The organism is Mesorhizobium sp. M1329, assembly GCF_040318035.1.
Classification (GTDB): domain Bacteria; phylum Pseudomonadota; class Alphaproteobacteria; order Rhizobiales; family Rhizobiaceae; genus Mesorhizobium.
In genome coordinates, this window is the sequence record NZ_JAMYLN010000003.1 from 205,177 (window position 1) to 231,235 (window position 26,059).

The window sequence follows — 26,059 nt, forward strand, 5'->3', positions numbered from 1 at the left end:
TCAGCTTACCGGCTGGTCCTCAGGGCGCAAGCCGGCTTGCTCACGTTCCAGATAGCGCTGGTCGATTTCAGGCAGCGGTTCCCCTTCCAGTGTCGCCTCGAAGGCGCGCAGGCGTTTGTGCACCGACTGCAATTCAACGATGGTCGACCAGGATGTGAGCAGGAACTGGAGCGATCCTGTTACTCGGCCGAACGCGTTGGAAATCTGACTAAACGCCCCGAAACTTATCTTATGAGCCACAAAGGACGGCCCCAGGATCAACATTGAGAAGATACCGTCGGCTTGCAGATAGGTGTAACGGACCACATTGAAATAGATATAGTGAAAATACAGTCTGAAGTAGTTGTGACGAACGTTGGCGAACAACTCCGAAGTGGTTGCCGGTTGGGCCCTGTCCGCATGATCCTCGCCGTAGACAAGTTCCTTGCGATAGGCAGCCTCGACACGTTGGTTGCGAAACTGCAACCCAGGCAGCTTCAGACCTGCAACCATGACCGAAATCGTTCCGAACAGGCACCAGGCAAGCGCGGCAAAGACCAATGGCTGCGGGATGGCACCGACGATCGGCAATTCGCTAATGTGGCTCTGCAGTTGAATCATCACCGGCAGGAATGCAATCAAGGTCATGATCGACTGGACAAAGCTGGAGCCCAGATCCTCCATGATCTGCGAGAACCGCATCGTATCTTCCTGGATACGCTGAGAGGCGCCTTCGATGTGGCGAAGCCTGCTCCAGTTCTCAATGAAGTAATTGTTCATCGCCGTTCGCCAGCGGAAAATCCAGTGACTGACAATGAAGGCGTTGACCACCTGCACGTTCATCCCGACCAGCGCAAGCCAAGCGAAGCTGCCTAGTCCGGCATAAAACTCTCCGGCGGTCGACTTGATAGTCCCCGACATAAGTCCCTGGATATAGTCATAAAAAGGGCCGTACCAGGCGTTGACCGCTACACTGACCTGCACATTGAAGTAGATGAGGAACAGGATGACCGCGCTGATCAATATCGACCAGTTTTGCCACGGATGCGGTGCATACCAGCTCCAGAATGCATAGAAGACGGCAACGCAAAAAGCGAAATAGAGATAGAACCACAGAAACGGGTTCGACCAGAGTACGGTGATACCGATAACGGGCGGTGCATCAGCCGCAGCCGGCGGCAAGCCGAACACAGCGCCCAGCTGCTCGCCACCGAAAAACCAGAACAGGATAGCGGCAAGGCTCCAGACGGCTACCGAAGAGAAGAAGAGCTTCGGCTGCGGAAAAAACGATACAAACACTGTGCGAAAATCCTCGGTCGATGCGCAAATCAGCGGGTTCAGCGCGCATAAAGTCACACATTAGTGGGAAAGAAAATGCCCGCTACCCGACGCCCGGTGCCGAGCAAGACCATAATCATGGCGATTTTGGCGCAGCCGACCAGGCGATCGCACCCGAGGCCAGCAGGACGGCGGCGGCCACGATCGAGGCAAGGAAAAAGTCTCCCGAGGCCTGCGCAAGCAGCCCGGCGACGATCGGGCCGATGATCTGGCCGAGGCCGAAGGCGGCCGTCATCACCGCCAGCATCCGGCGTCGCGCTTGCGGAGCGAGCTGCCTGCCGGCCTGCAGGCCAAGCGCGGTGATGGCGATGAAGGTGCCGCCGACAAGAAGGCCGCCGAGCAGCGGCCCGGTGCGCCCGCCCATGACGACACTGGCGCTGACGCCGACCACCTCGACCAGGCACCCCAGGGCATAGGTGGCATAGAGCCCGATCCTGGCCGCGAGCTTCTGCCACAGCCAGACCGACGGGAAACCGGCAAGGCCGGTGACCATCCAAACGACGGCCTCGAAGACGCGGCCGCCACCGCCCTGGCGGACGATGGCGACGAGGAACGTTGCCGTGACGATGTAGCCGAAGCCGAACAGGCCGTAGGCCACGATGATCTTCACCAGCGAGCGGTTTTTCGGCAGTGCCGGCTCGCTCCCGGTGGCGCTGTTCGCGGCCGAGGTGCCGCCGGCCAGCAGGGCGACGGCGGCAAAGCCGCCGGCCGAAATCACCGCCGACCACAGCCAGCCCGCCGCCCAGCCGGCATGTTCGGTGACGAGGATTGCCAACAGCGCCGAGGACGCCGCGATGCCGAGGCCGACGCCGCCGAAATACAGCGCCTGCAGGTCGCTTCGCCCGGCCGCGGCGAGATGACCGAAAACGATGCTGGTCATGAAGACCAGCACGAAGGCGCTGGCGAGGCCGGCAAGAAAGCGGATGAGGAGAAAGGCGGGCATGGTGCCGGTCAGGCCCATCAGCCCGGCGAGGGTCGCAGTGGCGGCAAGGCCGGCCAGCATCAGGTGGCGCTCGCGGCCTTGCGCCCAGCCGCCGGTGGCGGCAAGCGCGCCGACGAGGTAGCCGAGATAATTGGCCGATGCGATCCAGCCGGCATCGGCCGGCGACAGGCCGAGCTCTTCCATCATGCCGGGCAAGATCGGCGTATAGACGAAGCGGCCGATACCCATGGCGACGGCCAGGGCGATCATGCCGGCGATTGCCGGGCGCAAGGGTGAAGCGATGTTCATCGCGGTGCACCATAGGTGCGCCTGCCGGTGAGACAATCCGCCTTTTATTGTGCCAGAAGGGCTGCGCAGCCGCGTCGGCGGCCGGCTCACCTGAGGTGCCAAGCACGATCCTCGTTCAGGAACTCAGCAGGTCGAGGCCGTCTCGAAGCGGGTACGACGCGCGGTCAGCCTAAACGGCATGTCGGCGAGTTCGCGCTCCGACATGGTGTCGAGCACCGGATGCGACAGCGGATCGGTCACCCAGCTGGTGGCCTCGCTGTCATGCGGGTACGGCTGCGTTCCGATCGGGGAAAAGGCGCCGAGCCATGACAAAATCTTCATCAGATTGCCTCCTCACTCTGAGTAGCCCACTTAGAATCCGGCATCCCGCAGTGTCTGGCAATTGAGATTTCAGCCGTTCGAGTTTACAAAAACTGTATGGCTATGCTGAACCGCGTCCATCTCAACGGCTTGCGCGCCGTCGAAGCCGTCGCGCGCCTGGGCTCGCTCGCGGCGGCGGCCGGCGAACTCAACGTCTCGGTCAGCGCCGTCAGCCAGCAGATCAACCGGACCGAAAAGCAGCTCGGCCGGGCCCTGTTCGAACGAACGCCAGCTGGCCTGGTGGCGACCGAATTCGGCACCGTCTTTACCGCGCGGCTCAGCGCCGGGTTTCGCGAACTCGCACAGGCGATAGCGCTTGCCGACGAAAGCTCGGAGTGCACGCTGGTGGTTTCGGTGGCGCCGGCTTTCGCCTCGAAATGGCTGCTGCCGCGGCTGTCGCGGCATTTCGCCCGGCATCCGAATGTGCTCCTGCGCATCGACGCATCGGTGCGGCTTGCCGATCTCGACCGTTCGGACATCGACGTCGCCATCCGGCTCGGCGACGGCAAATGGCCGGGCGGGCGGGCCGAATTGCTGCTGGCGCAGGAGGTATTTCCGGTCTGTGCACCGGTGATCGCCAGCAAGCTGAAATCGATAGAGGACCTTGCTTTGACCTGTGCGATCACCGACGAAAGATCGATGATCAGTTGGGAGAGCTGGTTCGAAGCGGCCGGGGTGAAGCCGGTCACCTTCATGAAGGGCGCGCGCTTCACCGATCCGATGCTGTGCCTGGAATCGGCGATTGCTGGTCACGGCGTGATGCTCGGCTGGCAGTTGCTGGCCGCCGACGCGCTGGCCGACGGCCGGCTCGTCGCACCGTTCGGCGTGAGGGCGCAGAGCGGGCTCGGCTACTGGCTGGTGACCTCGGCCAGCAAGAGCGAAAGCCGCAAGGTCAGGGATTTCAAGATCTGGGTGCGCGAGGAGATCGAAGCGACGATGCCGCAGTTCAGGTCGCTCGAGAGCGCCAGCTGAGTCTGCAGCACATCACGGTGGAAAGGTCGGTAGCGCCGGTCTATGTAAGAAACAGTCCCCAATCACGGCAGGCAGGATCATGACCACACATTCGCGCGGCGTTTCCGCAACCATCGACCCGGTGAAGCTCGACAGGCTGGCGGAAGTCGCCGTCAAGGTCGGGCTGCAATTGCAACCGGGTCAGGATCTGGTGCTGACCTCGTCTATCGCAGCGCTGCCCTTGACGCGGCGGATCGTCGAGCACGCCTACAAGGCGGGCGCCGGCCTAGTGACGCCGATCTTCAACGATGACGAGATCACGCTGGCGCGCTTCCGCTACGGCGCCGACGCCGGTTTCGACCGCGCCGCCGGCTGGCTCTATGAAGGCATGGCCAAAGCCTTCGCCAACAATGCGGCGAGGCTTGCCGTGCGCGGCGAGGATCCGTCGCTGCTTTCGGCTCAGGACCCGGCAAAGGTGGCGCGTGCCAACAAGGCGAATTCGATGGCCTACCAGCCGGCGCTGGAGAAGATCACCGGCTTCGACATCAACTGGAACATCGTCGCTTATCCCGATCAGGCCTGGGCCAAACAGGTTTTCCCGGACGACGCCGAAGACGTCGCCGTGGCCAAGCTTGCCGACGCCATCTTTGCCGCCTCGCGGGTGGACGTCGAAGACCCGATCGGCAACTGGACGGCGCACAATGCGGCGCTGAAGAGCCGCACCGAATGGCTGAACGGCCACAATTTCCACGCGCTGCATTTCACCGGCCCCGGCACCGACCTGACCGTCGGGCTGGCTGACGGCCACGAATGGATGGGCGGCGCCTCGACCGCCAAGAACGGCATCACCTGCAACCCCAACATCCCGACCGAAGAGGTTTTCACCACGCCGCATGCAAGGCGCGTCGAAGGCCATGTCACCAGCACCAAACCGCTGTCCTACCAGGGCACGCTGATCGACGGCATTGCGGTGCGTTTCGAGGCGGGCCGTATCGTCGAGGCAAAGGCCTCGAAAGGTGAGGATGTACTGCACAAGGTGCTCGATACCGATGAAGGCTCACGCCGTCTCGGCGAGGTGGCGCTGGTGCCGCACTCCTCGCCGATCGCGAAGAGCGGGCTCTTGTTCTTCAACACGCTATTCGACGAGAACGCCGCCAGCCACATCGCCCTCGGCCAGTGCTACTCGAAGTGCTTCGTCGACGGCGCCTCGCTCAGCCAGGACGAGATGGCGGCGCGCGGGGGCAACAAGAGCTTCATCCACATCGACTGGATGATCGGCTCGGACAAGATCGACATAGACGGCGTCCATAAGGACGGCAGCCGCGTACCGGTGATGCGCAAGGGCGAGTGGGTTTAGGCCCGGGATCGCTAAGCGAAGGCCAGCAAGCAACGGCGCCTGCTGGCCCATGCGGAGTTGGCAATGGAGCTCGCGGTAAAGCGCATCTATGAGCCGCCGGCGCCCGATGACGGGCAGCGGGTGCTCGTCGACCGCATATGGCCGCGCGGCGTCCGCAAAGAGGACGCGGCACTGACGCTATGGCTGAAGGACATCGCGCCAAGCAACGCGTTGCGCAAACGGTTCGGCCATGAGCCGGCGCGCTGGGCGGAGTTCCAGCGGCGATACCGCGATGAGCTCGACCTGAACGGCGAGGCCGTGGCGGAACTGCGCGCCTTGCTCCGTGAAGGCAAGGTGACGCTGCTCTACGGCGCCCATGACGAGGCCCACAATAATGCGGTCGCGTTGGCGAGCTATTTGCGGGGGATCAATTAGTCACGCCGGCGGGACAGCGCCCCCCTCTGGCCTGCCGGCCATCTCCCCCAAGAGGGTGAAGATCGGCAGCTTCGCCGAAAGCGCCCTTCTTTGGCGACTAGCGAAAGCCGAAGTGACGTCCAATCTCCCCACTTGAGGGGGAGATGTCCGGCAGGACAGAGGGGGCGCGACGGATCGCGGCGGGTCGGTTCTACTTCCTACCGATCGCCTGCTGATAAACATCAGGCTTGAAGCCAACCAGTATCCTGTCGCCCAGTTCCAGCACCGGTCGCTTTATCATCGTCGGTTTGGCCAGCATCAGCGCCTTGGCCTTCTTCTCGTCCAGGCCCAGTCTGTCCTCCTCCAACAGTTCCCGGAACGTCGTGCTCGCCTTGTTGAGCAGGATTTCCCAGCCGACCTTGCCTGACCAGCCGTTCAGCCGATCCGCGTCAAGCCCGTCTGCCCTGTAGTCGTGAAAGCGATAGGCAACATCGTGGCTTGCCAGCCAGACACGCGCCTTCTTGACCGTATCGCAATTGGTGATGCCGTACATGGTAATCGTCAAAACGCGTCCTCGGACCAGTCGAATCTGACGGCACCCTAAAACCGCGCCTCGCGGTTTTCCAGCGGCCTCGCCGGGCTCCGCGATTTTCGCGCTTGCCAATAGTAAGGAATTTCCCTAAGTGTTTTCTAAGCCAACTCTGGTCACGCGGAATGGCCGAGGCAAGGAAACGACCATGACGGGCCTGCAGACCGAAAGCCCCCAGCCGATCGACGGCATTTTCCGGGCGCTCGCCGATCCGACCCGGCGACGCGTGGTCGAGCGACTGAACCGAAGCCCCGCCTCGGTCAGCGAGCTTGCGCAGCCGTTCGAGATGGCCCTGCCATCCTTCATCGAGCATCTCAGGGTTCTGGAAGGCTGCGGGCTGGTGTGTTCGGAGAAGGCAGGCCGCGTCAGGACCTACCGGCTTGCGCCGGAGCCGCTGAAGCTCGCGGAAAACTGGCTGGCCGAGCAGCGTGCGCTGTGGGAGCGCCGTCTCGACCAGTTCGACGACTACGTGCTGAAACTCAAGGAGACAGACAGATGAATATGGCGCCGTTGTTCCAGCCCGATCCGAAGCTCGACCTCGTGCTCGAACGCACGATCGAGGCGCCACGGGAACTGCTGTGGATGGCCTTGACGAAGCCCGAGCATGTCCGACAATGGTTCACACCGAAGCCGTGGATCATCACCGATTGCGAGATCGACCTGCGGCCCGGCGGCCTGTTCCGCACCCGCATGCAGTCGCCCGACGGCACGGAGGTCAACGACAGGCGTTGCTGCTACCTCGAGATCGTCCCGAACGAGCGGCTGGTGTGGACCGATGCGCTGCTGCCAGGCTACCGGCCGTCAGGCGATCCATTCATTACAGCGGTCATATCGCTGCAATCGCATGGCGAGACGACGCGCTATACCGCCACCGCCATCCACCGCGACGAAGCCACGCGCAACAGCCACGAGGAGATGGGCTTCTACGACGGCTGGGGCACGGTGGCGGATCAGTTGGCCGGCTATCTCAAGACGATCTGAGGCGACCCTGCTTCGCACTCACATTGCGGCCACGGAATCGTCGTGGCCGTTCAAGCGAACGCCGGTGCCGAAGGCACCAACCATTGCAATAAACTTGACGGTTGCGTAATGCCAATGTCGAGGCTCAGGCGCCGTAGCCGATGATGCCCTTGATCTCGAGGAAATCGTGGATCGCCCAGTCGGCGTATTCGCGGCCGTTGCCGGACTGCTTGTAGCCGCCGAAGGGCGCAAACGTATCCCATTCCGGATAGTTGATCGACACCTGCCCCGCGCGCAGCCGGCCGGCAATCTTGCGGGCGTGTTCGATATCCCGGGACTGCACATAGGCGGCCAGCCCATAGACGGTGTCGTTGGCGATCTTCACCGCATCATCATCGTCATCGTAGGAGATGACCGACAGGACCGGCCCGAAAATCTCCTCCTTCTCGATGGTCATGCCGGGTCTGACGTGGCCGAAAACGGTCGGCCGCACATAGTAGCCACGGTTGAGGTGCTCCGGCCGGCCGGGGCCGCCGGTGACCAGCGTCGCGCCCTCGGCGATGCCTGCCTCGATCAACCGCTGGACCTTGTCGAACTGGATGTTGCTAACCACCGGTCCGAGCTTGGTCTCCTCGGAGCGTGGGTCGCCGACCTTGTGCCGTTCGGCGGCCTTCTTGGCGATGGTCAGCGCCTCGTCGTGACGGGCGGCCGGCACCAGCATGCGGGTCGGCGCATCGCAGGACTGGCCGCTATTGCCGAAGCAGGCGTTGACACCCTTGCGCACGGCCGTCTCGAAGTCGGCGTCGGGCAGCACGATGTTGGCCGATTTGCCGCCCAGCTCCTGCGCGACGCGCTTGACCGTCTCGGCCGCCGTCTTGGCGACGATGATGCCGGCCCGGGTCGACCCGGTGAACGAGACCATGTCTACGTCGGGATGGCCAGCCATGACCTGGCCGACATCGGGACCAGTGCCATTCACCATATTGTAGACGCCCTTCGGCATGCCGGCGGCGTCCATCACCTCGGAAAAGATGATGCCGCTGATCGGCGCGATTTCGGAAGGCTTTAAGACGACGGTGCAGCCGGCGGCGAAGGCCGGCGCCACCTTGCAGACTATCTGGTTGAGCGGCCAGTTCCACGGTGTAATCAGCGCGCAGACGCCGATCGGCTCCTTGACCACCATGGTGGTGCCGCGCTTCTCATTGAATTCGTAATCCTCAAGCGCCTTGATGGTAGCTTCCATATGCGCCCTGCCCGCCCAGGCTTGCGCCTCGCGCGCCCACCTGATCGGCGCGCCCATTTCCTGGCTGACCGCCTGGGCGATGTCCTCGTAGCGCTCATTGTAGACTTCGAGGATACGCTTCAGCAGCTTCAGGCGCTCGGCCTTGCTGGTTTGCGAAAAGGCCGGGAATGCCGCCTTGGCTGCCGCAACGGCCTTGTCGACATCGGCCTTCGAGCCGACCGAGATTTTGGTGTAGGCCTCTTCAGTGGACGGATCGATCACATCCAGCGTTGCCGGCACCACGGGGCCGACCCACTTGCCGCCGATGAAAAAGTTGAGATGATTGCTCATGGGCCGTGCTCCGGTTTTCTAGAAATGAGTGAGACTAGCTAGGCAGCATAGGGCAGTTGGCGCCACGGCGCAGGCTGATATACGCTACGTCGCCGACGCTGAATTGAAAACCCTCTGTCCGGCGTGGCGCGTCGATCACCACCTGTGTCCCCTGCCCCAGCTCTGCATGAAGGCGCAAGGTGCGGCCGTGAAAGACGATACTGTTCACCCGCACCGGTGCGGTACCGGCCGCGGCCTCGGTCGTGGCCAAAAGGTCCTCCGGACGCACGCCGATGGTGCGAACCGTGCCCTCGCTAGGCAGCTCGCCCGTCTCCGAAACCGCTTCCAGCGGCAGAGTGCCCGCGGTGAACCGCAAGCGCTCGCCATCACGGCCGACAAAGCGCGACTGCAGAAGGTTCATGGTGCCGATGAAGCTGGCGACGAATTTGGTGGCGGGCCGGTCGTAAAGGGTCGCCGGCGGCGCAATCTGCTCTATGCGGCCCTTGTTCATGACGACGATGCGGTCAGAGATCGACAGCGCCTCGGTCTGGTCGTGCGTGACCATGACGAAAGTGGTGCCAAGCCGCGACTGCAGCCGCTTCAATTCGACCTGCATTTGCTCGCGCAGATGCGCGTCGAGCGCCGATAGCGGCTCATCGAGCAGCAGCACACGCGGCTCGCAGACGATGGCGCGAGCAAGCGCGACGCGCTGGCGCTGGCCACCCGACAATTCGGACACGCGGGCGCCGAGCTTTTCGGCAAGGCCGACCATGTCGAGCGCTGCGCCGACGCGCCTTGCCTGTTCGGCACCGGAGAGCTTGCGCAGCGACAGGCCGAAGCCGACATTTTCGGCGACGTTCATGTGCGGGAACAGCGCGTAGTCCTGGAATACGGTGTTGACCGGGCGGTCGAAGGGCCTGAGCGCCGTGATGTCGCGGCCGTCGAGCAGGACCCTGCCGTTCGACGGGCTCTCGAAGCCGGCGATGACCCGCAGGCTGGTGGTCTTGCCGCAGCCGGACGGTCCGAGCAGGGTCAGGAACTCGCCGCGCGAAATGTCGAGATCGACGGTGTCGAGCCCGACGATGCCGCCGGGGAAAATCTTGGAGACCTTGTCCAGCCGGACGAGCGGATCAGGCGCCATCGCGAACCTCGGACGGTTTGGTGGTGTTAACCCACAGGATCTGGCAGCGCTCGCTGCCCGGATTGCGGAAGGCATGCAGCAACGTGCTCTTGAAGGCGAAGCTGTCGCCGGCCTTCAGCCCGTATCTGGTCGAATCGACCACCAGCTCGACCTCGCCCGACAGGACGAAGCCGAATTCATGGCCGGCATGAGCGTAGGCTTCGGCGGTGCCGCCACCGGCTTCCACGGTTACCAGCATGCCGGTTAGCGTGGCGGCCGGCGGCGACAGCAGTGCCTTGGCGATGCCCTCCGACTTGACCGGGATCTGACGCCGGCTGTTGGCGCGCACACAATAGAGGTCGTTGCCGACATCATTGCCGTCGGCGATCAGCGCCGACGGCTCGATGTCGAGGGCGGCGGCGAGCGGCCAGATCACGCGCACCCGCAATGACGACATGCCGCGCTCGATCTGGCTCAGTGCACCGATCGACACGCCGGCTTTGGCGGCAAGTTCGGCCAGCGAGAGATTGCGCTCCAGCCTGAGCGCCCGCACGCGCCGGCCGACCCTGACGTCGGCGTCGTCCTTCGGCTTCCCAGCCGCTTCGTCCAGCATGTCCATTCGTTCGTCCTTGTTTGGTAAGGTTTTCCCTTCTCCCCTTGTGGGAGAAGGTGGATCGGCGCGAAGCGCCGAGACGGATGAGGGGTGTTGGCCGGAGTGCCGTCGGTGCCATCTGGAACACCCCTCATCCGTCGCCTTTGGCGACACCTTCTCCCACAAGGGGAGAAGGAAGAACCAGGCTCAGCCTCCTGCCTTGACCTTCTCGAACATCTTGGCGAGTTCGTCATTCTGTTTCATCGGCCCGGTGAAGATGGTGGTCTTCAGCATCACCTCGGGATCGGAAGGCAGCTGCAGTTTCTCCAACTCCTCCTTCGGCACGGCGGCGAAAGCCGAGCTGGTCGAGCTGCCATAGCCGTAGGCCTGGATCAGGTATTTTCCGGAATCCGTCTCCAGCCGGCTGTTGATGAAGTCATAGGCAAGGTCGACGTTCTTGGCGTCCTTGAGCATGACGAAGCCGCAAGCCCAGGTCAGCATGCCTTCTTTCGGCTTCATGAACTCGACAGGCACGCCCTGCTTCTTCAGCGAGGTGGCCGAGGCGTTCCAAGTCATGGCGGCGACCAGCTGGCCGCTCGCCAGCGCCTGCTCGACCGAGGTCATGTCGGTGGTGTAGTTCGAGAGCAGCGGGCGCTGCTCGCGCAGTTTTTCCGCCACCTTGTCCATCTGTTCCGGTGTCATGTCGAATGGATTGACGCCGGCGAGAAGGGCCGCCACCACCGGTGTGTCGTGGACGGCATCGATGGTCGCCATGCGCCCGGCATATTGCTTGTCCCAGAGCAGGTTCCAGCTGGCTTCCGGGTTCTTCACCAGATCTGTGCGGTAGAGGATCGAGGTATTGCCCCAGTCCCACGGCACCATCCAGACCTTGCCGTCGCCGGCCTGCAGGTCGGGCAGGTTCTTGAAGACCGGGAAGATCGAATCCCAGTTCTTGATGCGCTTGGTGTCGATCGGCTGCAGCAGGCCTTCCTTGTTCCAGCGCGCCACCTTGTCATAGCAGGGATGCGCGATGTCGGGGCGGAAGCCGGCCTTGACCTTGGTGAAGGCGTCGTCGTCGTCGCCGAACATCGAGGCTTCGACACCATCGGGGTGCGCGGCGAGGAAGCTCTTGTTGAAGTCGGGCAGTTCATAGCCCGACCAGGTGAAATATTGCAGCTTGTCGCCGGCAAAGGCGACAGTCGACGCAAGCGCCAGCGCGAAGGCAGCCAGTCCGGTTTTCGCTGTCTTTGCCGTTATCGATTTCAGGTCGAATGCCATTGCAGTTCTCCTCCTTCGGTTTCTTCTGGTTTTGACAGGTTGGCGGGTGCTGGCCGCCGGGTGGCAACAAGCCCGCGATGACGCAGGATTTCAGCGAGTGCGGCGATGACGAACGACACGGCCAGGATCGCGGTGCCGAGCGCCATGACGGTCGGCAACGATTTCGGGAAGCGCAGCTGGCTCCAGATATAAAGCGGCAGCGTCGGCTCGGTGCCGGCAAGGAAGAAGGCGACGATGAACTCGTCGAACGAGGTCAGGAAGGCCAGCATGAACGCCGAAATAATGGCGGGCAGGCTGAGCGGCAGCATCACCCGTCTGAAGGTCGTCCAGTCCGAGGCGCCGAGGTCGAGCGCTGCCTCACGGATGGTCTTCGGGATGGCGGCGAAGCGGCTGCGCATGACCACCACCGTCGTCGGCAGCGCCACCGATATGTGGCCGAGCACAATGGCAATGCGCGACGGCCCGAAACCGGCGAGATTGACCAGGATCAACAGCGAGATGCCTATGATAACGCCGGGGATCAGGATCGGCAGCCGGGCAATGGCGCTGATCGTTGCGGCCAGCGGCGAGCGGCCGTAGAGGTCCATATACGACACGGTGATGCCGCAGAGCGTTGCGCCGATGGCGGCAATAGCGCCGATGACGAGGCTGGTGGCAAGCGCACCGGACAATGCCGAATTGCCGACCAGCGTGCCATACCATTCAACCGTGAAGCCTTGCAGGGGAAATGCCGCCTGGATCGAATTGTTGAAGGAAAACAGCGGGATCAGCAATATCGGCAGATATAGGAACACCAGATAGGCAAGGACGTAGGCTCCGAGCCAGCCGCCGCCTTGCTTTGCGTCCAGGCGCGCGGTGTTCATGTGCGGCTGCCGTATCGGCGGTCGGCGAAGCGCACCACCAGCACTACGGCGAGAATGACCAGCATGACGGCGACGGCGAGTGCGGCGCCGAACGGCCAGTCATTGGCCTTGCCGAACTCGGCCTGGATCAGTGTGCCGATCATGGTACTGGCAGGGCCGCCGACCAGCGCCGGCGTCACGTAATCGCCGACCGTCGGCACAAAAACGACGAGGGCCGCCGCCAGCACGCCCGGCATCGAGTTGGGCAGCACGATGCGGCGGAAACTGGTGAATGGTTTTGCGCCAAGATCGGAAGCGGCCTCGAGCAGCGATTTCGGGATCGTGTCCAGCGCCACATAGATGGGCAGGATGGCGAACGGGGCATAAGCGTGGGCAAGCGTGACAACGACCGCTGCCGGCGTATTCAGGAACGCCAATGTCGGCTCCGACCAGATGCCGCTTTCGATCAATGCCGAGTTGAGCACGCCATTATAGGCCAGTACGATCTTCCAGGCGAAGACGCGCAGCAGATAGCTGGTCCAGAACGGCAGGGTCAGCAGGAACAGCAGCAGCCCACGCCGCCGCCCGGCATGGAAAGCCAGATAGTAGGCGACAGGATATGCTGTGACGACGGTTGCCAGCGTTACCAGGCCGGCGATGCCCAGCGAGCGCAGCGTCACCGTCCAGTACAGCGGATCGGTGGCCACCGTGGCGAAATTCGCAAGGGTGAAACCGGCCCCCAGCAGCGAGCCGTCATTGCCGCGAAAGGCCAGGAAGAACACCAGGCCAAGCGCGAAAAGGATCAGCAGAAAGGTGACCAGCCCGCCGGGCAGCAGCATGGCGAAGCGAAAACCCGACGAAGACCGGGTTTCCGGCAGCGGCTGCGTTGCGGCGATGGTCGACATCGACTGCCCATCGGAATTTGAAATCAACCAAGCTTTTTTCATATTCGTGAAACTGTCAAGCTGTTTCACGCTTGGGAATGAAAGTCAGCGTTCGAACGCGTCCAGCATCCGGTACCAGGCGATGGTCGCGGCAACGCCGACCTGCCGAAACGCGTGAAAAGGGATCGGCCGGATCGGCGATATCGGGAACGGCAATTGCCTGGTGTCGCCGCTCGACAGGTAGGAGGCGATGCGCTCACCAAGCGCGGTCATCAGGCCGATGCCGCGGCCTTGGCAGCCGACGACCGCCAGCAGACCCATCTCTGGCTCGTGGATATGCGGGAGATGGTCCGGCGTCATTGCCACCCGGCCGAACCAGCGCTTTTCAATGGCCACATCGGACAGCGCCGGGTAGAGCCGCAGCAGCGCGCGTTCCAGATGCGCCCAGTCGGCCGGGCCGTTCGGCAAGGCCATGCGGCCGCGTCCGCCGAGCACCAGCCGGCCGTCGGCACTCTTGCGGTAATAGACGAGGATGCGGCGCGAATCCGAAACCGCCTGCCCTTCCGGCAAGATCGCCGCCGCGAGATTGGACGATAGCGGCGCTGTCGCGATCTGGAAGGAATGCAGCGGAACGATCGTCTCGGCGAGGCCGGGGAGCAGGCCGCCGGTATAGGCGTTGGTCGCCAGGACAATCGCCTTGGCCTTGAGTTCGGCGCCGCTTTCCGTAGAAACGTGCCAAATGCCAGCATTCTTGCTGATCTGCATCACGTTCTGGCGTTCGGCGATCTTCACGCTCGCCGCTGCAGCGACGCGCGCCAGTTCCGACGTGTAGGCAAGCGGATCGATGACACCGGCGCGGCGATCGAGCCAGCCGCCGAGATAGCCTTGCGCGCCGATCATCGTCGCGATCTCCGTCGCGCTCAGCAGCCGGACATCGGCGCCGCGCGCCCGCCACTGCCGATCCCGGCTTGCCGCCGCTTTCAGCGCGGTCTCGGTATGCGCGGCCTGGATCCAGCCATTGCGGACGAACGGCACCGTGAGCTTTTCGTCGCGGATCAATTCGAAAACGGCGTCCACCGTCGAGGCGGCAAAGTTGACGAGCGCCTCACCGCGTTCGAGACCAAAATGCTCCAGCAGCCAGTCCGGATCGTATTTCAGGCCGGGAATGACCTGACCGCCGTTCAGGCCGGATGCGCCACTGCCGATTTCGCCGGCCTCCACCACCTGGACGGCGAGGCCGAGCCGGGCAGCGTGCAAGGCCGTTGACAGACCCAGAATGCCGCCGCCGACGATGACGACATCGACGCATTGGCCGGCTGGAAAAAGCGACTGGAACGCGGTGGCTGTCCGCGGCTTCTGCCAGATTGGATCGGAAAACCGTAAGAGCAAGCGTCACCTGGAGATTTTCAGTGGGTGAAAACCCTAGCGACGGTTTCATTATTTTGAAAGAGCGTTTTCCCTCGCCATTGGCGCACGTCAGGCTCGATCAAGGTCCAGCGATGCGAAGACCGCTTGAAAGAATTGACAAAGCTCGCCCTGCAAGCGGGATAGACCTTTGGCGGGAATTTGTTGAAAGTGCCGCGGCCGAAGGACAAGACAACAGGAAATGTAAGCCATGACGAACGCCACACATTTGCCCGCCGAAGGCCTCTTCGTAGGCCGCGCCTGGGCGAGCGATGCTTCCCATCCGCTGGTGGTCACGGTGCGTGACGGCACGATCTTCGACATCACGTCAAATGTGGCGCCGACCGTACGCGACGTTTGCGAATTGCCGGATCCGGCGGGGCACGTCCGCTCGGCCAAGGGACGGCCGATCGGCCCGCTCGATGCCATTGCCGCCAACAGTTTCGAGACAGCGCGCGATGCGGGGAAACCGTACCTGCTGTCCCCCGTCGACCTGCAGGCGATCAAGGCGTCTGGCGTCACCTTTGTCGTCAGCCTGCTCGAACGGGTGATCGAGGAGCAGGCGCGCGGTTCGGCCGAAAAGGCCGACGCCATTCGCGCCGACATCGCCGGGCTGATCGGCCACGATCTGTCGAAGCTCAAGCCCGGCTCGCCGGAAGCGATGGAGATCAAGGCCAAGCTGATTGCGCGCGGCGCCTGGTCGCAATATCTGGAAGTCGGCATCGGCCCCGATGCCGAGATCTTCACTAAATGCCAGCCGATGGCCTCGGTCGGCTTCGGCGCCGATGTCGGCCTGCATCCGGTTTCGACATGGAACAATCCGGAGCCGGAGATCGCCATGATTGCCGCGAGCAGCGGCAGGATCGTCGGGGCGACGATCGGCAACGACGTCAATCTGCGCGACGTCGAGGGACGCTCCGCGCTGCTGCTCGGCAAAGCCAAGGACAACAACGCTTCGGCAGCACTTGGCCCCTTTATCCGGCTGTTCGACGAGACGTTTTCCATCGGCGACGTGAAGCAGGCGATCGTACACCTGAAGGTCGAGGGCGAGGATGGGTTCTCGCTAGAGGGCGCCAGTTCGATGGCTGAGATCAGCCGCTCGCCGGAAGAGTTGGTCGCCGCCGCCATGGGGCCGCACCACCAGTATCCGGACGGGCTGGTGCTCTATCTCGGCACGATGTTCGTGCCGTCGAAGGATCGCGGCGAACAAGGCAAGGGCTTTACCCACAAGGTCGGCGACATCGTCACCATCTCGTCGGAGAAGTTCGGTGCGTTGGTCAACCGCGTGCGGCTGTCGCCCGACTGCCCGCACTGGACCTACGGCGCCAGCCATCTGATGCGTGACCTCGCAAGGGCCGACCTCATCTAGTCCCCCAGCCTAACATCCGATAGATTCTAGAATTCTCTGATTGGAAATTACCTGCTCGTCGGCATTCGGGAGAGTCCATTGATCGTCGCTCTTGAGGGCAAGACCCTTGTCGTTACCGGCGGGACGCAAGGGCTTGGCGAGACCATCGCCCGGCTGGCCTCAGCCGGCGGCGGCGAAGGGATCGCCATTGTCGGCCGCAATGCCGAGCGTGGCAGACGCATCGCCGAAGAGCTTTCACGACCAAGCCGGCCCGTCGTCTTCATCCAGGCCGACCTTGGAGATCCGGCCGCGCCTGCAGCTGTCATGGCGGAAGCGATCAAAAGACTCGGCCGCATCGATTGTCTGGTGAACGCCGCGGCCCTCACCGACCGGGCCTCGCTGGAAACTGGCACAATCGACGACTGGGACAGGTTGTTTTCCGTCAATGCGCGCGCGCCGTTCTTCCTCATGCAGGCGGCCGTAGCCGACATGAAGACACGGCGGGCGGCGGGCGCCATCGTCAACATACTGTCGGTGAATGCGCATTGCGGTGCGCCGGACCTTGCCATCTATTCCGCAACCAAGGGCGCGCTTTCGACGCTGACCAGAAACATTGCCAACGCGCATCTCTCCGATCGCATCCGCGTCAACGGCATCAACATGGGCTGGGTAGCGACGCCGGCCGAACAAGAGATGCAGGCGCGCACGCTGGGCAAGGGCGAAAACTGGGCAAAGATCGCCGCCGCCGGCCTGCCGCTTGGTCGATTGCTGACCATGGACGAAGTCGCCCGGCTAACGCTGTTCCTGCTCAGCGACGCCTCCGGGCTGATGACCGGGACGCTTATCGACCTAGAGCAATCCGTGCTCGGCGCGCCGCCGCGCGGCATTGCATGACGGTCGCAAGGACGATCGTCGGCCGCCTGGAAAATATCAGCCAAACTGATGCAATCTGATGGGATTGCTGATGGCGTGGTGCCTTGCGCCAACGTCCATTGGCAATCGAGGCTTGCCATCGATCGAAAAAGGGAATGCTCTAATGCGTCCAGGTCGACGCTGGCAAAATGCGACCACCGTTTTGGCCGCGCACGGCTTTTCGCGGTGATCGTCGGAGGAGGAGGAGGTTCAAATGGGAGGAAATCAAATGCTGACGAGGCTAAGACTGCTTGTACTTGGCTTGGTGATGGCGCTGGCCATTCCGGCCGCGGCACAGGCCAAGACGTTCTACTGGATTTCGCATGGCGGCCCGGCCGATCCGGTCTGGACCTACTTCCTTGCCGGTGCCAAGCAATGGGCGGCGGACACCGGCAATACCGTCAACACCTCGTTCCACAACGGCGACGTGGCGTCGCAACAGGAAGCCGTCCGCGCCGCAATCGCCGCCAAGGCCGACGGCATCACCACGACCAGCCCCGATCCGGGCAGCCTTGTCGAGATCGTCAAGGAAGCGCGGGCGGCGAACATCCCGATCATCAACTTCAACACGCCCGACCCGAAGGCGGATTTCAACGCCTATGTCGGCGGCGACAACGTCACCTTCGGCAAGCATTGGGCGCAGTATCTGGTCGACAAGGGCCTGGTGAAGAAGGGCGACTTCGTCTGGATGCCGGTCGAAATTCCCGGCGCCACCTATGGCGTCCAGGAAGAGGAAGGCATCAAGAGCGTCTTCGAGCCGCTCGGCATCACCTATGAAATCACCGAAGCGACGCTCGACCAGGCCGAAGTGATCAACCGCATGGTCGATTACCTCACCGCCAACAGGGCCAAGGTCAAGGCGATCATCGGCCTTGGCGACCTTGTCACCGGTTCGATCAAGCGGGTGTTCGACCAGGTCGGCGTCAAGCCGGGCGAAATCCCGGTCGTCGGCTGGGGCAACTCGCTCGACACCACCCAGGAAGTGCTGAACGGCTACGTCAATGCCGGCCAGTGGCAGGATCCGCAGGCGACCAGCTATGTCGCGCTCTCGCTCGCCAACATGGCGGCAAGCGGTATTCCGCCCGGCTTCGACGTGATCACCGGCGCGCTCTACGAGAAGGACACCGCGGCAGTCTACGACAAGATCCTGTCCGGCAAATAAATCCGCGATCGAGTTGGTCACGGCCGCTTCGGCGGCCGTGACTGTCTCATCATTCCGCCGAAGCCGGTTGCGGTCTCGGCCAAATCCAATCCTATCGCGGGTCCAAGGTGGAAAATCGTTCTCTTATCCAACGCTCGATCGCGCGACCCGAGTTCGGGCCGTTCGTGCTGCTCGTCGTCGAGATCGCTGTGTTCTGGGGCATCAACCACGACTTCCTGTCGCCGCAAAACATCTCGAACACGCTGGCCTTCACGGTCGAGCTCGGGCTGATCGCGCTGGCGATGACCCTGTTGATGACATCAGGCGAATTCGACCTCTCGGTCGGCTCGGTGTTCGGCTTCTCGCCTGTCCTGATGTGGACGTTGTTCAACAGCGGCGTCGCCTCGCTCGAAGCCGCCTTCGTCATCGCGCTGGTGGTCGCTGCGTTCATCGGACTGGTCAATGGCTGGTTCGTGACGCAGCTCAAGATCCCGTCCTTCCTGGTGACGCTGGGCATGCTGCTGGTGGTGCGCGGCACCGCATTGTTCGTCACCAACGGATTTCCGCAGCGGACCTGGAGCGCCGAGGGCAGTTGGCTGGCGGAAGCGCTGGTCGGCGATTTCTTCATCGGTCCGTTCCGTATCTACATGTCGCTGTTCTGGTTCATCGCCGCCGCAATCGCGCTCGGCTACGTGCTGACGCAAAGCCGGACAGGCAACTGGATCCAGGCGGCCGGCGGCAACCCGAGTGCTGCAAGGGCGCGCGGTGTCAATGTCAGCGGCGTCAAGATCGGCCTGTTCATCCTGTCGTCGATCCTGGCCTCGCTTGCCGGCGTCATCTCCTCGCTACGCACCTCTGCGGCCAACCCCAACAGCGGCACCGGCTACGAGCTCGAAGTCATCGCCATGGTGGTGATCGGCGGCACGGCGCTGACCGGTGGGCGCGGCACAATCATCGGCACTGTGCTCGGCATCCTGATCCTGCGCGTGATGCGCAACGGCATCGTGCTGATCGGCGTGCCGGGCCTTGCCTACAACATCTTCATCGGCGCCATCATCCTCGGCATGATGGCGCTCCACTCATGGCTGGAACGCCGGCATCAGGCAGGGACTTGAACCATGGCCGAACCGCTTGTCCGCATGGAAAACATCCGCAAGTCCTATGGGCGCGTGCAGGCGCTGGTGGATGCCAATTTCCATGTCAACGAAAGGGAGATCGTCGGGCTGCTCGGCGACAACGGCGCCGGCAAGTCGACGCTGATCAAGGTGCTATCGGGCGCGGTTCCGCTGACCAGCGGCGACATCTTCATCCGAGGCAAGAAGGTGAATTTGCGCAGCACCAGCGACGCCATCGCCCACGGCATCGAGACGATCTACCAGGACTCCGCGCTGGTGACGCAGCTGTCGATCGCGCGCAACCTGTTCCTTGGACGCGAGCCGGTCAAGCCGCCGCGTTTCCTCAACCGCATGGACCAGGAGGCGATGAACGTGGTTGCCCGCGACCTGCTCAAGCAGGTCGGCATCTCGAAGAACATCCCGCCGACGACGCCGATCGGCTCGCTCTCCGGCGGCGAGCGGCAGGCGGTGGCGATTGCGCGCGCCATGCATTTCGACAGCGACCTCATCATCCTCGACGAGCCGACCAACAATCTCGGCGTCGCCGAAACGCAAGGCGTGCTGAGCTTCGTGCGCAGTGCCCGCGATTCCGGCCATTCCTGCATCTTCATCGCCCACAACATCCACCACGTCTTCCAGGTGGTCGACCGCATCGTCGTCATGCGCCGCGGCAAGGTGGTCGCCGACGATATAGACCCGAAGAAGACCAGCGTCGCCGAAGTCGAACGCGTCATCACCGGCATGTCCGACAAGGAGATCCATGACGCGCTGGTCGAGCGCACGCAACGGCCCGGCTGAGCAGCCGGGCCGGGCTTATCGTCGAGGCACTGGATCGCATCGCCACATGGTTGCGATATGAAGGCCACCGTTTCGGATATTGCCAGAAGCTGCGGCCTGTCGACCGCGACGGTCGACCGTGTGCTCAACAACCGGCCGGGAGCCAGTGCCGCCAACCGGCAGCGCGTAATGGAGGCGGCCAAGCAGCTCGGCTATCTGCCGGTCGTCGACCAGGTCGCGTTGCCCTCGCGGCCGGCACATCTCGAATTCTTCCTGCCGATCGGCAGCAATGCCTTCATGGCCGATCTGGCCAGGCACATCGAGGATTATGCGGCGCGCCTGCCGCTGGTTGCCTCCTGCCGCATCCACGAGCTCGCCGGCATTTCGCCGAGTGCCTTGCAGGCGGCCGTCGAAAACCTCTCGCTCAAGGCGAACGGCGTCGGTGTCATCGCCGTCGATCATCCGAGAACGCGCAACATCTTGCGCGAGATCGTCGAGGCCGGCATCCGTCTGGTCACGCTGGTGTCCGATGTTCCCGGCGCGCCCCGCTCGGCCTATGTCGGCATCGACAACAGGGTGGCCGGCCGTACGGCGGCGCTGCTGATGGGACGGTTCCTCGGCGGCCGCCAGGGCCATCTGGCGATGGTCGTCGGCTCACGCTCCTATCGCGGCCACGAGGAACGCGAGATGGGCTTTCGCTCCGTGCTCGGCGAAGAGTTTCCGAACCTGGCCGTCACCAGCGCCGTCGAGATCAACGACGAACCGGAGGTCAGCTATACCGCGACCATGAAGGCGCTGCACAACGAGCCGGAGTTGCTCGGCATCTACTGTGTCGGGGCCGGGCGCTCGGGCGTGGCGAAGGCGCTGCGCGAAGCCAGGCCGCACAAGAAGCCGGTGTTCATCTGCCATGATCTGACGCGTGAGACGCGCGGCTATCTCGTCGACGATCTGCTCGACGTCGTCATCGACCAGAATGCGCGGCTGATCGCCGAACAGTCGGTCATTCGCCTGCTCGGCTCGATCGCCTCATCGGCGCCCTATCTGACGCGTAAATTCATCGAGCCGCGCCTGATCTTCAAGGAAAATGTCCCGGTGCAGTGATGCCGCGCGTGGGCGATGGCGCTCGGGCCTTCATCGTTAAAATTCGGTTGATACCGCAAATCTGCACATCACCTATGCAACTTTTGTGGTTGCCGAATCATTGGGCAATCGATAATTTCGCAGGTGTCGGCCATCTACTCCTCCCAGATGCGATGCCGACGCTGAGTGCGGTACACCTCCTCCCGTGCCGTATTCGAAATCGAGCCCGCTGCCACCTCCTCCCGGCAGCGGGCTTTTTTTATTCCGGCTCCGGGATAGCGGCCGACGCTTGGGATCGTGACCAGCACCGGACACGACTGTTGATCCGCGGATCGATGAGCTTCGCTGCGATCGCCGCGACTTGTCGGGCGGAATCCTGTCACACTTGTCACTCTCACCGGTTCGCCGGCGGCCCTATCCTGCCTCACGACCAGCAAACAGCGCCGCGCAGGCATTGCTGCTGCGGAGGACCGGCAAGGGAGACGCGAGATGGCACATCGCAATGGGACGAGACATCACCCGGCGGCGCGGCCCGCAATCGAAACGCCACGGATCGTTTCGCCGCTTGCGAGACTATCTGGCCCTGAAAGACGTGATCAGGCCTTCCGCCATGCGGACGAACTGCGCGCTCGGGCCCTCGGCGCCGACGCTTTGCAGGCTGACGCGGGCGCCCTCGAGCAACAGCGACAGCGTGTCCGCAAGAAGCTCGGCCTGGCCGATGCCGGCATCGCGACACAGCGAGACCAGCCGCTCGCGCTGCGCTTCCTTGAGTTCCTTAATCACTTGCCTTGCCGGATGATCGGCCTCGCTCAGCTCGATGGCGGCGTTGGCCATGTCGCAACCGCGACGATCCGACATCAGGCAATCGGCCGCCATCCGGACCCAGGCGTGCAGCTGCGCCAGCTTGTCGCCCGGATTCTCGGCCTCGAACTTTTCCCACATCGCGTTGGCGCTGCAGGCGGTCGCCCGCAGACATTCGATGATCAGGTCGTCCTTGGACTCGAAATGCCGGTAGAGCGTCATCTTGTTGGTGCCGGCGGCCTCGGTGATGGCGTCGATGCCGACGCCGCGAATGCCATGCTTGTGAAACATGTCCCGTGCCGTCTCCAGGATCCTGTCCCGGGGGCGAACACGCTCCACAACACCGTCTGTCATCAAAACCTCCGTGATTGCGTTTCCGAAATTCCCTCGGTGCACCTCTTGACTAGGGTGTTACCGGTCTGTAACGTTAGAGATGTTACTTACCTGTAACACCCGCATTGCATCATGTCAAACTCGCAAGTGCCGGCCATCAGCCCCGCCCCGATCGGCAAGGGGACGAACCGCACCTCACGGCCTCGGCCGGCGAGCAAGAGAACACCCGATCCGCGGCTTGCCGCGGATCGCCAAAAACCAGGAGCCGCTTCGATGTCGCAGCGCAATGATCTGACGATCGATGAAGTCGTGAGGGATCCGATGATCCGCATGCTGATGAAGGCCGACCGCGTCGACCCGCGGTCTTTCGAGGCGATGCTGCGTGCGCTGGCTGATGAGCAGGCCGAACGCCGCAATGCGCCGCGCCGCCCTCTGCAAGATTTCGGCTTTCTCGAAGATTCCGGCTCAACGCGCAGCCGGCGGCTGTCCAGGGTAGCCAGGGCCTTTGGCCGGGCCAGAGCATCGGGCGAGGCGTGCATCTCATGGTAAACTTCTTCATCCATCGTCCGATCTTTGCGTCGGCGATCGCCATCATCATGGTGCTCGCCGGAGGGATTTGTTATTTCCTTCTGCCCGTCTCGCAATTTCCCGACATCACGCCGCCCCAGGTCGTGGTCAGCGCCCACTACCCGGGCGCCAGCGCGCAGGTCGTCGCCGACACGGTGACGACGCCGCTCGAACAGCAGATCAACGGCGTCCAGGGCATGACCTATATGTCGTCGTCGAGCTCCAATGACGGCTCCTCGACGATCACCATCACCTTCGACGTTGGCTACGACCTGAGCACGGCGGCCGTCGACGTCCAGAACCGCGTTTCGCAGGCGGCGTCCTCGTTGCCGGCCATCGTCAATCAGGGCGGCGTGACGATCAAGAAGCAGAACCCGAACTTCGTCCTGATCGTCGACCTCACCTCGCCGGACGGTTCCGTCAACCCGGTCGCGCTGAGCAATCTGGCCTATCTGCAGGTGGTCGATCCGCTGAAGCGCCTGCCCGGCGTCGGCGACGTCCAGATCTTCGGCGAGCGGCGCTATTCGATGCGCATCTGGCTCGATCCCGACAAGCTCGCCAATCTCGGCATTACTGCCGTCGACGTGCAGAACGCCGTCGCCGAGCAGAACGTCCAGGTGGCGGCCGGCAAGATCGGACAGTCGCCGGCTCCGGCCGGCACCGCCTTCGAGATGCAGGTCAACGCCGTCGGCAGGCTGAGCGATCCGAAGGAGTTCGGTGACATCGTCGTGCGGGCCAATACCGCGAACGGCTCGCTGGTCAGGCTGCGCGACGTTGCGCGCATCGAGCTCGGCGCGCTGCAATATTCTTCGTCGGCCTTCTTCGGCAAGGACCCGACGGTGGTGCTGGCGGTCTACCAGATGCCGGGCTCCAACGCGCTCGATCTGCAGCAGCGCGTCAAGGATAAGATGCAGGAGCTGTCGGCCCGCTTCCCGAAGGGCGTCAGCTACGCCATGCATTACGATACGACACGTTTCGTATCGGCGTCTATGCACGACGTGCTGATCACGCTCGGCGAAGCGCTGGTCCTGGTCGTCGCCGTGGTGTTCATCTTCCTGCAAAGCTGGCGCACCACGATCATCCCGACGATCGCAATTCCGGTGTCGCTGGTGGCGACGCTGGCCGTCATGCATATGCTTGGCTTCTCACTGAACATGCTCAGTCTGCTCGGCATGGTGCTGGCGATCGGCCTCGTCGTCGACGATGCCATCGTCGTCGTCGAGAATGTCGAACGCCAACTTGAGGCCGGCCTAAAACCGCTGGCTGCCACGCGCACGGCGATGGCCGAGGTCACCGGCCCGATCATCGCGACGACCGCCGTGCTGATGGCCGTGTTCGTGCCGGTCGCCTTCATTCCCGGCGTGTCCGGCCGGCTCTACAACCAGTTCGCCCTGACGGTGGCGATCTCCTTCGGCATCTCGGCCTTCGTCTCGCTGACGCTTACCCCGTCGCTCAGCGCCGCCTTCCTGCGCCACCGGCCGGAAACGCAGTTCGTGCTATTCCGCTGGTTCAACATGGGCTTCGAACGGCTGGCGCATGCCTATGCGAATGGTGTGCGCATTCTCATCCGCCTGCGCTGGATCATGCTCGGCGTGTTCGCGGCCGGACTTGTCGCGACCTATTTCGTCTGGCAGCGCCTGCCGTCGACCTTCCTTCCGGTCGAGGACCAGGGCTACTTCTTCGTCGTCATCCAGCTCCCCGACGGGGCCTCGCTGGAACGCACCGACGCGGTGGCGCAAAAGGCACGCGACATCCTGCAGAATACGCCCGGCGTCGATATCGTCGGCTCGATCAGCGGCTTGAACTTCCTGACCAGCGCCGCGCAGTCGAACTCGGCGGTCGAATTCGCCATCCTGAAGCCATGGGACGAACGCGGTCCCAACCAGAGCGCCTCGAAGCTCGTCGCCGACGTGCGCAACAAGCTGCTGCAAATTCCGGAGGCTTTTGCGCTGAGCTTCGACCCGCCGTCGATCCCGGGCATCGGCACCACCGGTGGCTTCGAGTTTCAGGTCGAGGACCTGACCGGCCGCGGCAGCGTGGCGCTCAACGATGCGACGCAAGCGGTGATTGCCGAGGCGCGCAAGCAGCCCGAGCTCAACCCGCAGCAATTGTTCTCGTCGTTCTCGACCTCGACGCCGCAGTTCAACTACGATCTCGATCGCGCCAAGGCGAAGCTGCTCGGGCTCAACCTGCCGGACGTCTTCAATACGCTGCAGATCTATCTCGGCTCGCTCTATGTGAACGATTTCAACTTGTTCGGCCGCACCTTCCGGGTGACGATCCAGGCCGACAAGGACTCTCGTGCGGGTCCGGCCGACATTTCGCGGCTCTATGTCCGCAATGCGTCGGGTGGCATGGTGCCGCTCAGCACGCTGGGCAAGCTTGTGCCCATCGTCGGTCCCGAGACCGTGCCGCACTACAACAACAATGCGTCGGCCCTGATCAATGGCGGCGCCGCGCCCGGCTTTTCGTCCGGCCAGGCGGTGGCGGCAATGGAGCGTGCCGCTGCCACGGCGTTGCCGAGAGATTTCGGCTACGAATGGACCGGCATCACTTATCAGGAGCTCAAGGCGGGATCGATCGCATCCGTCGTCTTTGGCCTCGCGATCGTCTTCGTCTTCCTGATTCTCGCCGCGCAATATGAGAGCTGGGCGATGCCGTTCATGGTGCTGCTGGCGGTGCCGCTCGCATTGTTCGGTGCGTTCGTCGTGCTGTGGCTGCGCGGCATGCAGATCGACGTCTATTCGCAGATCGGCTTCGTCATGCTGATCGGACTGGCGGCCAAGAACGCGATTCTGATCGTCGAGTTTGCCCGGCGCCGGCGCGAAGAAGGCCTCAGCATCGTCGATGCCGCGATGGAAGCGGCGCGGCTGCGGCTGCGACCGATCCTGATGACCGCCTTCGCCTTCATCCTCGGCGTGCTGCCGCTGATGTTCGCCACGGGTGCCGGTGCCGCAAGCCGGCAGTCGATCGGCACCACCGTCTTTGGCGGCATGGTCGCGGCGACGATCCTGTCGCTGGTGTTCGTGCCGGTCTTCTATGCGGTGATCGAGCAGCTGCGCGAGCGCCGCAGCGAGAGCGAACCGGTTTCCGAAGCGACCGAACAACCAACTGCCGAACCCGTATTCGAGCCATTGGCCGAAGCGGCTGAATAG

General features: G+C 63.3%; 25 protein-coding genes. 13 read left to right on the forward strand and 12 right to left on the reverse strand.

Annotation, left to right across the window (positions count from 1 at the left end):
- The 3 genes from sbmA to NKH21_RS04630 all read right to left on the reverse strand — a co-directional run bounded on the left by sbmA (position 1) and on the right by NKH21_RS04630 (position 2,869).
- Complete coding sequence (sbmA, locus tag NKH21_RS04620) at positions 1–1,278, reverse strand: peptide antibiotic transporter SbmA (RefSeq protein WP_352863234.1); 1,278 nt, start codon at positions 1,276–1,278, stop codon at positions 1–3.
- A gap of 115 nt (positions 1,279–1,393) precedes the next feature.
- Positions 1,394–2,548: a YbfB/YjiJ family MFS transporter gene (locus NKH21_RS04625; RefSeq protein ID WP_352660868.1), complete on the reverse strand. Its 1,155-nt coding sequence runs from the start codon at positions 2,546–2,548 to the stop codon at positions 1,394–1,396.
- A 123-nt stretch (positions 2,549–2,671) separates the two neighbouring features.
- Entirely contained in the window at positions 2,672–2,869 is a 198-nt protein-coding gene (locus NKH21_RS04630) for a hypothetical protein (protein ID WP_352660865.1), read from the reverse strand.
- A 96-nt stretch (positions 2,870–2,965) separates the two neighbouring features.
- On the opposite strand from NKH21_RS04630, the gene NKH21_RS04635 reads away from it, so the two are divergent.
- The 3 genes from NKH21_RS04635 (at position 2,966) to NKH21_RS04645 (ending at position 5,630) form a co-directional block, all read left to right on the forward strand.
- Positions 2,966–3,880 (forward strand): LysR substrate-binding domain-containing protein, encoded by a 915-nt coding sequence (locus NKH21_RS04635; RefSeq protein ID WP_502903344.1) that lies wholly within the window; start codon positions 2,966–2,968, stop codon positions 3,878–3,880.
- A 79-nt stretch (positions 3,881–3,959) separates the two neighbouring features.
- A complete protein-coding gene (locus tag NKH21_RS04640) occupies positions 3,960–5,216 on the forward strand; it encodes an aminopeptidase (RefSeq protein WP_352660862.1) in 1,257 nt (418 codons plus the stop codon).
- Between the two features lie 57 nt (positions 5,217–5,273).
- Positions 5,274–5,630 carry a DUF488 domain-containing protein gene (locus tag NKH21_RS04645; RefSeq protein ID WP_352660859.1) on the forward strand — a complete coding sequence of 119 codons (357 nt, stop codon included), beginning with the start codon at positions 5,274–5,276 and terminating at the stop codon, positions 5,628–5,630.
- A 190-nt stretch (positions 5,631–5,820) separates the two neighbouring features.
- Here the strand turns inward: NKH21_RS04645 and NKH21_RS04650 are convergent, their stop codons facing one another.
- Positions 5,821–6,174, reverse strand: coding sequence for an ArsC family reductase (locus tag NKH21_RS04650; RefSeq protein WP_352660856.1), 354 nt, complete (start codon positions 6,172–6,174; stop codon positions 5,821–5,823).
- Between the two features lie 172 nt (positions 6,175–6,346).
- Here NKH21_RS04650 and NKH21_RS04655 point away from each other — a divergent pair, with 172 nt between their 5' ends.
- Both NKH21_RS04655 and NKH21_RS04660 read left to right on the forward strand, forming a co-directional pair.
- Positions 6,347–6,697, forward strand: a complete 351-nt coding sequence (locus NKH21_RS04655) for an ArsR/SmtB family transcription factor (RefSeq protein WP_352660853.1) — start codon at positions 6,347–6,349, stop codon at positions 6,695–6,697.
- 2 nt (positions 6,698–6,699) lie between these two features.
- Positions 6,700–7,179, forward strand: a complete 480-nt coding sequence (locus NKH21_RS04660; protein WP_352661312.1) for an SRPBCC family protein — start codon at positions 6,700–6,702, stop codon at positions 7,177–7,179.
- A 124-nt stretch (positions 7,180–7,303) separates the two neighbouring features.
- Here the strand turns inward: NKH21_RS04660 and NKH21_RS04665 are convergent, their stop codons facing one another.
- The 7 genes from NKH21_RS04665 to NKH21_RS04695 all read right to left on the reverse strand — a co-directional run bounded on the left by NKH21_RS04665 (position 7,304) and on the right by NKH21_RS04695 (position 14,815).
- On the reverse strand, positions 7,304–8,731 hold the full coding sequence (locus tag NKH21_RS04665; RefSeq protein WP_352660850.1) for an aldehyde dehydrogenase family protein: 1,428 nt from the start codon (positions 8,729–8,731) through the stop codon (positions 7,304–7,306).
- Positions 8,732–8,765: 34 nt separating this feature from the next.
- On the reverse strand, positions 8,766–9,851 hold the full coding sequence (locus NKH21_RS04670) for an ABC transporter ATP-binding protein (RefSeq protein WP_352660848.1): 1,086 nt from the start codon (positions 9,849–9,851) through the stop codon (positions 8,766–8,768).
- Positions 9,841–10,449, reverse strand: coding sequence for a cupin domain-containing protein (locus NKH21_RS04675; RefSeq protein ID WP_352660846.1), 609 nt, complete (start codon positions 10,447–10,449; stop codon positions 9,841–9,843). Before NKH21_RS04675 ends, NKH21_RS04670 begins: the two co-directional genes overlap by 11 nt.
- A gap of 180 nt (positions 10,450–10,629) precedes the next feature.
- The gene (locus NKH21_RS04680; protein WP_352660843.1) at positions 10,630–11,700 is read right to left on the reverse strand and encodes an ABC transporter substrate-binding protein; all 1,071 of its coding nucleotides are present in this window, start codon (positions 11,698–11,700) and stop codon (positions 10,630–10,632) included.
- Positions 11,685–12,563 carry an ABC transporter permease gene (locus NKH21_RS04685; protein WP_352660841.1) on the reverse strand — a complete coding sequence of 293 codons (879 nt, stop codon included), beginning with the start codon at positions 12,561–12,563 and terminating at the stop codon, positions 11,685–11,687. The genes NKH21_RS04680 and NKH21_RS04685 overlap by 16 nt, the downstream gene beginning before the upstream one ends.
- Positions 12,560–13,447, reverse strand: coding sequence for an ABC transporter permease (locus tag NKH21_RS04690; RefSeq protein WP_352660839.1), 888 nt, complete (start codon positions 13,445–13,447; stop codon positions 12,560–12,562). The genes NKH21_RS04685 and NKH21_RS04690 overlap by 4 nt, the downstream gene beginning before the upstream one ends.
- Positions 13,448–13,531: 84 nt before the next feature.
- Positions 13,532–14,815: an NAD(P)/FAD-dependent oxidoreductase gene (locus tag NKH21_RS04695; RefSeq protein ID WP_352660837.1), complete on the reverse strand. Its 1,284-nt coding sequence runs from the start codon at positions 14,813–14,815 to the stop codon at positions 13,532–13,534.
- A gap of 226 nt (positions 14,816–15,041) precedes the next feature.
- Here NKH21_RS04695 and NKH21_RS04700 point away from each other — a divergent pair, with 226 nt between their 5' ends.
- The 6 genes from NKH21_RS04700 to NKH21_RS04725 all read left to right on the forward strand — a co-directional run bounded on the left by NKH21_RS04700 (position 15,042) and on the right by NKH21_RS04725 (position 21,224).
- Positions 15,042–16,199, forward strand: coding sequence for a fumarylacetoacetate hydrolase family protein (locus NKH21_RS04700; RefSeq protein ID WP_352660836.1), 1,158 nt, complete (start codon positions 15,042–15,044; stop codon positions 16,197–16,199).
- A gap of 78 nt (positions 16,200–16,277) precedes the next feature.
- Positions 16,278–17,072 (forward strand): SDR family oxidoreductase, encoded by a 795-nt coding sequence (locus NKH21_RS04705; protein ID WP_352660834.1) that lies wholly within the window; start codon positions 16,278–16,280, stop codon positions 17,070–17,072.
- 247 nt (positions 17,073–17,319) lie between these two features.
- Positions 17,320–18,252: a substrate-binding domain-containing protein gene (locus NKH21_RS04710; RefSeq protein ID WP_352661309.1), complete on the forward strand. Its 933-nt coding sequence runs from the start codon at positions 17,320–17,322 to the stop codon at positions 18,250–18,252.
- Positions 18,253–18,359: 107 nt separating this feature from the next.
- Positions 18,360–19,346, forward strand: coding sequence for an ABC transporter permease (locus NKH21_RS04715; RefSeq protein WP_023674041.1), 987 nt, complete (start codon positions 18,360–18,362; stop codon positions 19,344–19,346).
- Positions 19,347–19,349: 3 nt separating this feature from the next.
- On the forward strand, positions 19,350–20,144 hold the full coding sequence (locus tag NKH21_RS04720) for an ATP-binding cassette domain-containing protein (protein WP_352660831.1): 795 nt from the start codon (positions 19,350–19,352) through the stop codon (positions 20,142–20,144).
- Between the two features lie 57 nt (positions 20,145–20,201).
- Positions 20,202–21,224: a LacI family DNA-binding transcriptional regulator gene (locus NKH21_RS04725; protein WP_352660829.1), complete on the forward strand. Its 1,023-nt coding sequence runs from the start codon at positions 20,202–20,204 to the stop codon at positions 21,222–21,224.
- Between the two features lie 552 nt (positions 21,225–21,776).
- On the opposite strand, the gene NKH21_RS04730 is transcribed toward NKH21_RS04725, so the two are convergent.
- Complete coding sequence (locus NKH21_RS04730) at positions 21,777–22,358, reverse strand: TetR/AcrR family transcriptional regulator (RefSeq protein ID WP_031211029.1); 582 nt, start codon at positions 22,356–22,358, stop codon at positions 21,777–21,779.
- Positions 22,359–22,610: 252 nt separating this feature from the next.
- Between NKH21_RS04730 and NKH21_RS04735 the strand changes: the two genes are divergently transcribed.
- On the forward strand, positions 22,611–22,886 hold the full coding sequence (locus tag NKH21_RS04735; protein ID WP_352466109.1) for a hypothetical protein: 276 nt from the start codon (positions 22,611–22,613) through the stop codon (positions 22,884–22,886).
- Complete coding sequence (locus NKH21_RS04740; protein WP_352660826.1) at positions 22,880–26,059, forward strand: efflux RND transporter permease subunit; 3,180 nt, start codon at positions 22,880–22,882, stop codon at positions 26,057–26,059. The genes NKH21_RS04735 and NKH21_RS04740 overlap by 7 nt, the downstream gene beginning before the upstream one ends.

Bases quoted from the DNA above. Each gene is read 5' to 3' on its own strand.
- NKH21_RS04625 (WP_352660868.1), bottom strand. From the start codon at position 2,548: ATGAACATCGCTTCACCCTTGCGCCCGGCAATCGCCGGCATGATCGCC.
- NKH21_RS04630 (WP_352660865.1), bottom strand. From the start codon at position 2,869: ATGAAGATTTTGTCATGGCTCGGCGCCTTTTCCCCGATCGGAACGCAG.
- NKH21_RS04635 (WP_502903344.1), top strand. From the start codon at position 2,966: ATGGCTATGCTGAACCGCGTCCATCTCAACGGCTTGCGCGCCGTCGAA.
- NKH21_RS04640 (WP_352660862.1), top strand. From the start codon at position 3,960: ATGACCACACATTCGCGCGGCGTTTCCGCAACCATCGACCCGGTGAAG.
- NKH21_RS04655 (WP_352660853.1), top strand. From the start codon at position 6,347: ATGACGGGCCTGCAGACCGAAAGCCCCCAGCCGATCGACGGCATTTTC.
- NKH21_RS04660 (WP_352661312.1), top strand. From the start codon at position 6,700: ATGGCGCCGTTGTTCCAGCCCGATCCGAAGCTCGACCTCGTGCTCGAA.
- NKH21_RS04665 (WP_352660850.1), bottom strand. From the start codon at position 8,731: ATGAGCAATCATCTCAACTTTTTCATCGGCGGCAAGTGGGTCGGCCCC.
- NKH21_RS04670 (WP_352660848.1), bottom strand. From the start codon at position 9,851: ATGGCGCCTGATCCGCTCGTCCGGCTGGACAAGGTCTCCAAGATTTTC.
- NKH21_RS04675 (WP_352660846.1), bottom strand. From the start codon at position 10,449: ATGGACATGCTGGACGAAGCGGCTGGGAAGCCGAAGGACGACGCCGAC.
- NKH21_RS04680 (WP_352660843.1), bottom strand. From the start codon at position 11,700: ATGGCATTCGACCTGAAATCGATAACGGCAAAGACAGCGAAAACCGGA.
- NKH21_RS04685 (WP_352660841.1), bottom strand. From the start codon at position 12,563: ATGAACACCGCGCGCCTGGACGCAAAGCAAGGCGGCGGCTGGCTCGGA.
- NKH21_RS04690 (WP_352660839.1), bottom strand. From the start codon at position 13,447: ATGTCGACCATCGCCGCAACGCAGCCGCTGCCGGAAACCCGGTCTTCG.
- NKH21_RS04700 (WP_352660836.1), top strand. From the start codon at position 15,042: ATGACGAACGCCACACATTTGCCCGCCGAAGGCCTCTTCGTAGGCCGC.
- NKH21_RS04710 (WP_352661309.1), top strand. From the start codon at position 17,320: ATGCTGACGAGGCTAAGACTGCTTGTACTTGGCTTGGTGATGGCGCTG.
- NKH21_RS04720 (WP_352660831.1), top strand. From the start codon at position 19,350: ATGGCCGAACCGCTTGTCCGCATGGAAAACATCCGCAAGTCCTATGGG.
- NKH21_RS04725 (WP_352660829.1), top strand. From the start codon at position 20,202: ATGAAGGCCACCGTTTCGGATATTGCCAGAAGCTGCGGCCTGTCGACC.
- NKH21_RS04730 (WP_031211029.1), bottom strand. From the start codon at position 22,358: ATGACAGACGGTGTTGTGGAGCGTGTTCGCCCCCGGGACAGGATCCTG.
- NKH21_RS04735 (WP_352466109.1), top strand. From the start codon at position 22,611: ATGTCGCAGCGCAATGATCTGACGATCGATGAAGTCGTGAGGGATCCG.
- NKH21_RS04740 (WP_352660826.1), top strand. From the start codon at position 22,880: ATGGTAAACTTCTTCATCCATCGTCCGATCTTTGCGTCGGCGATCGCC.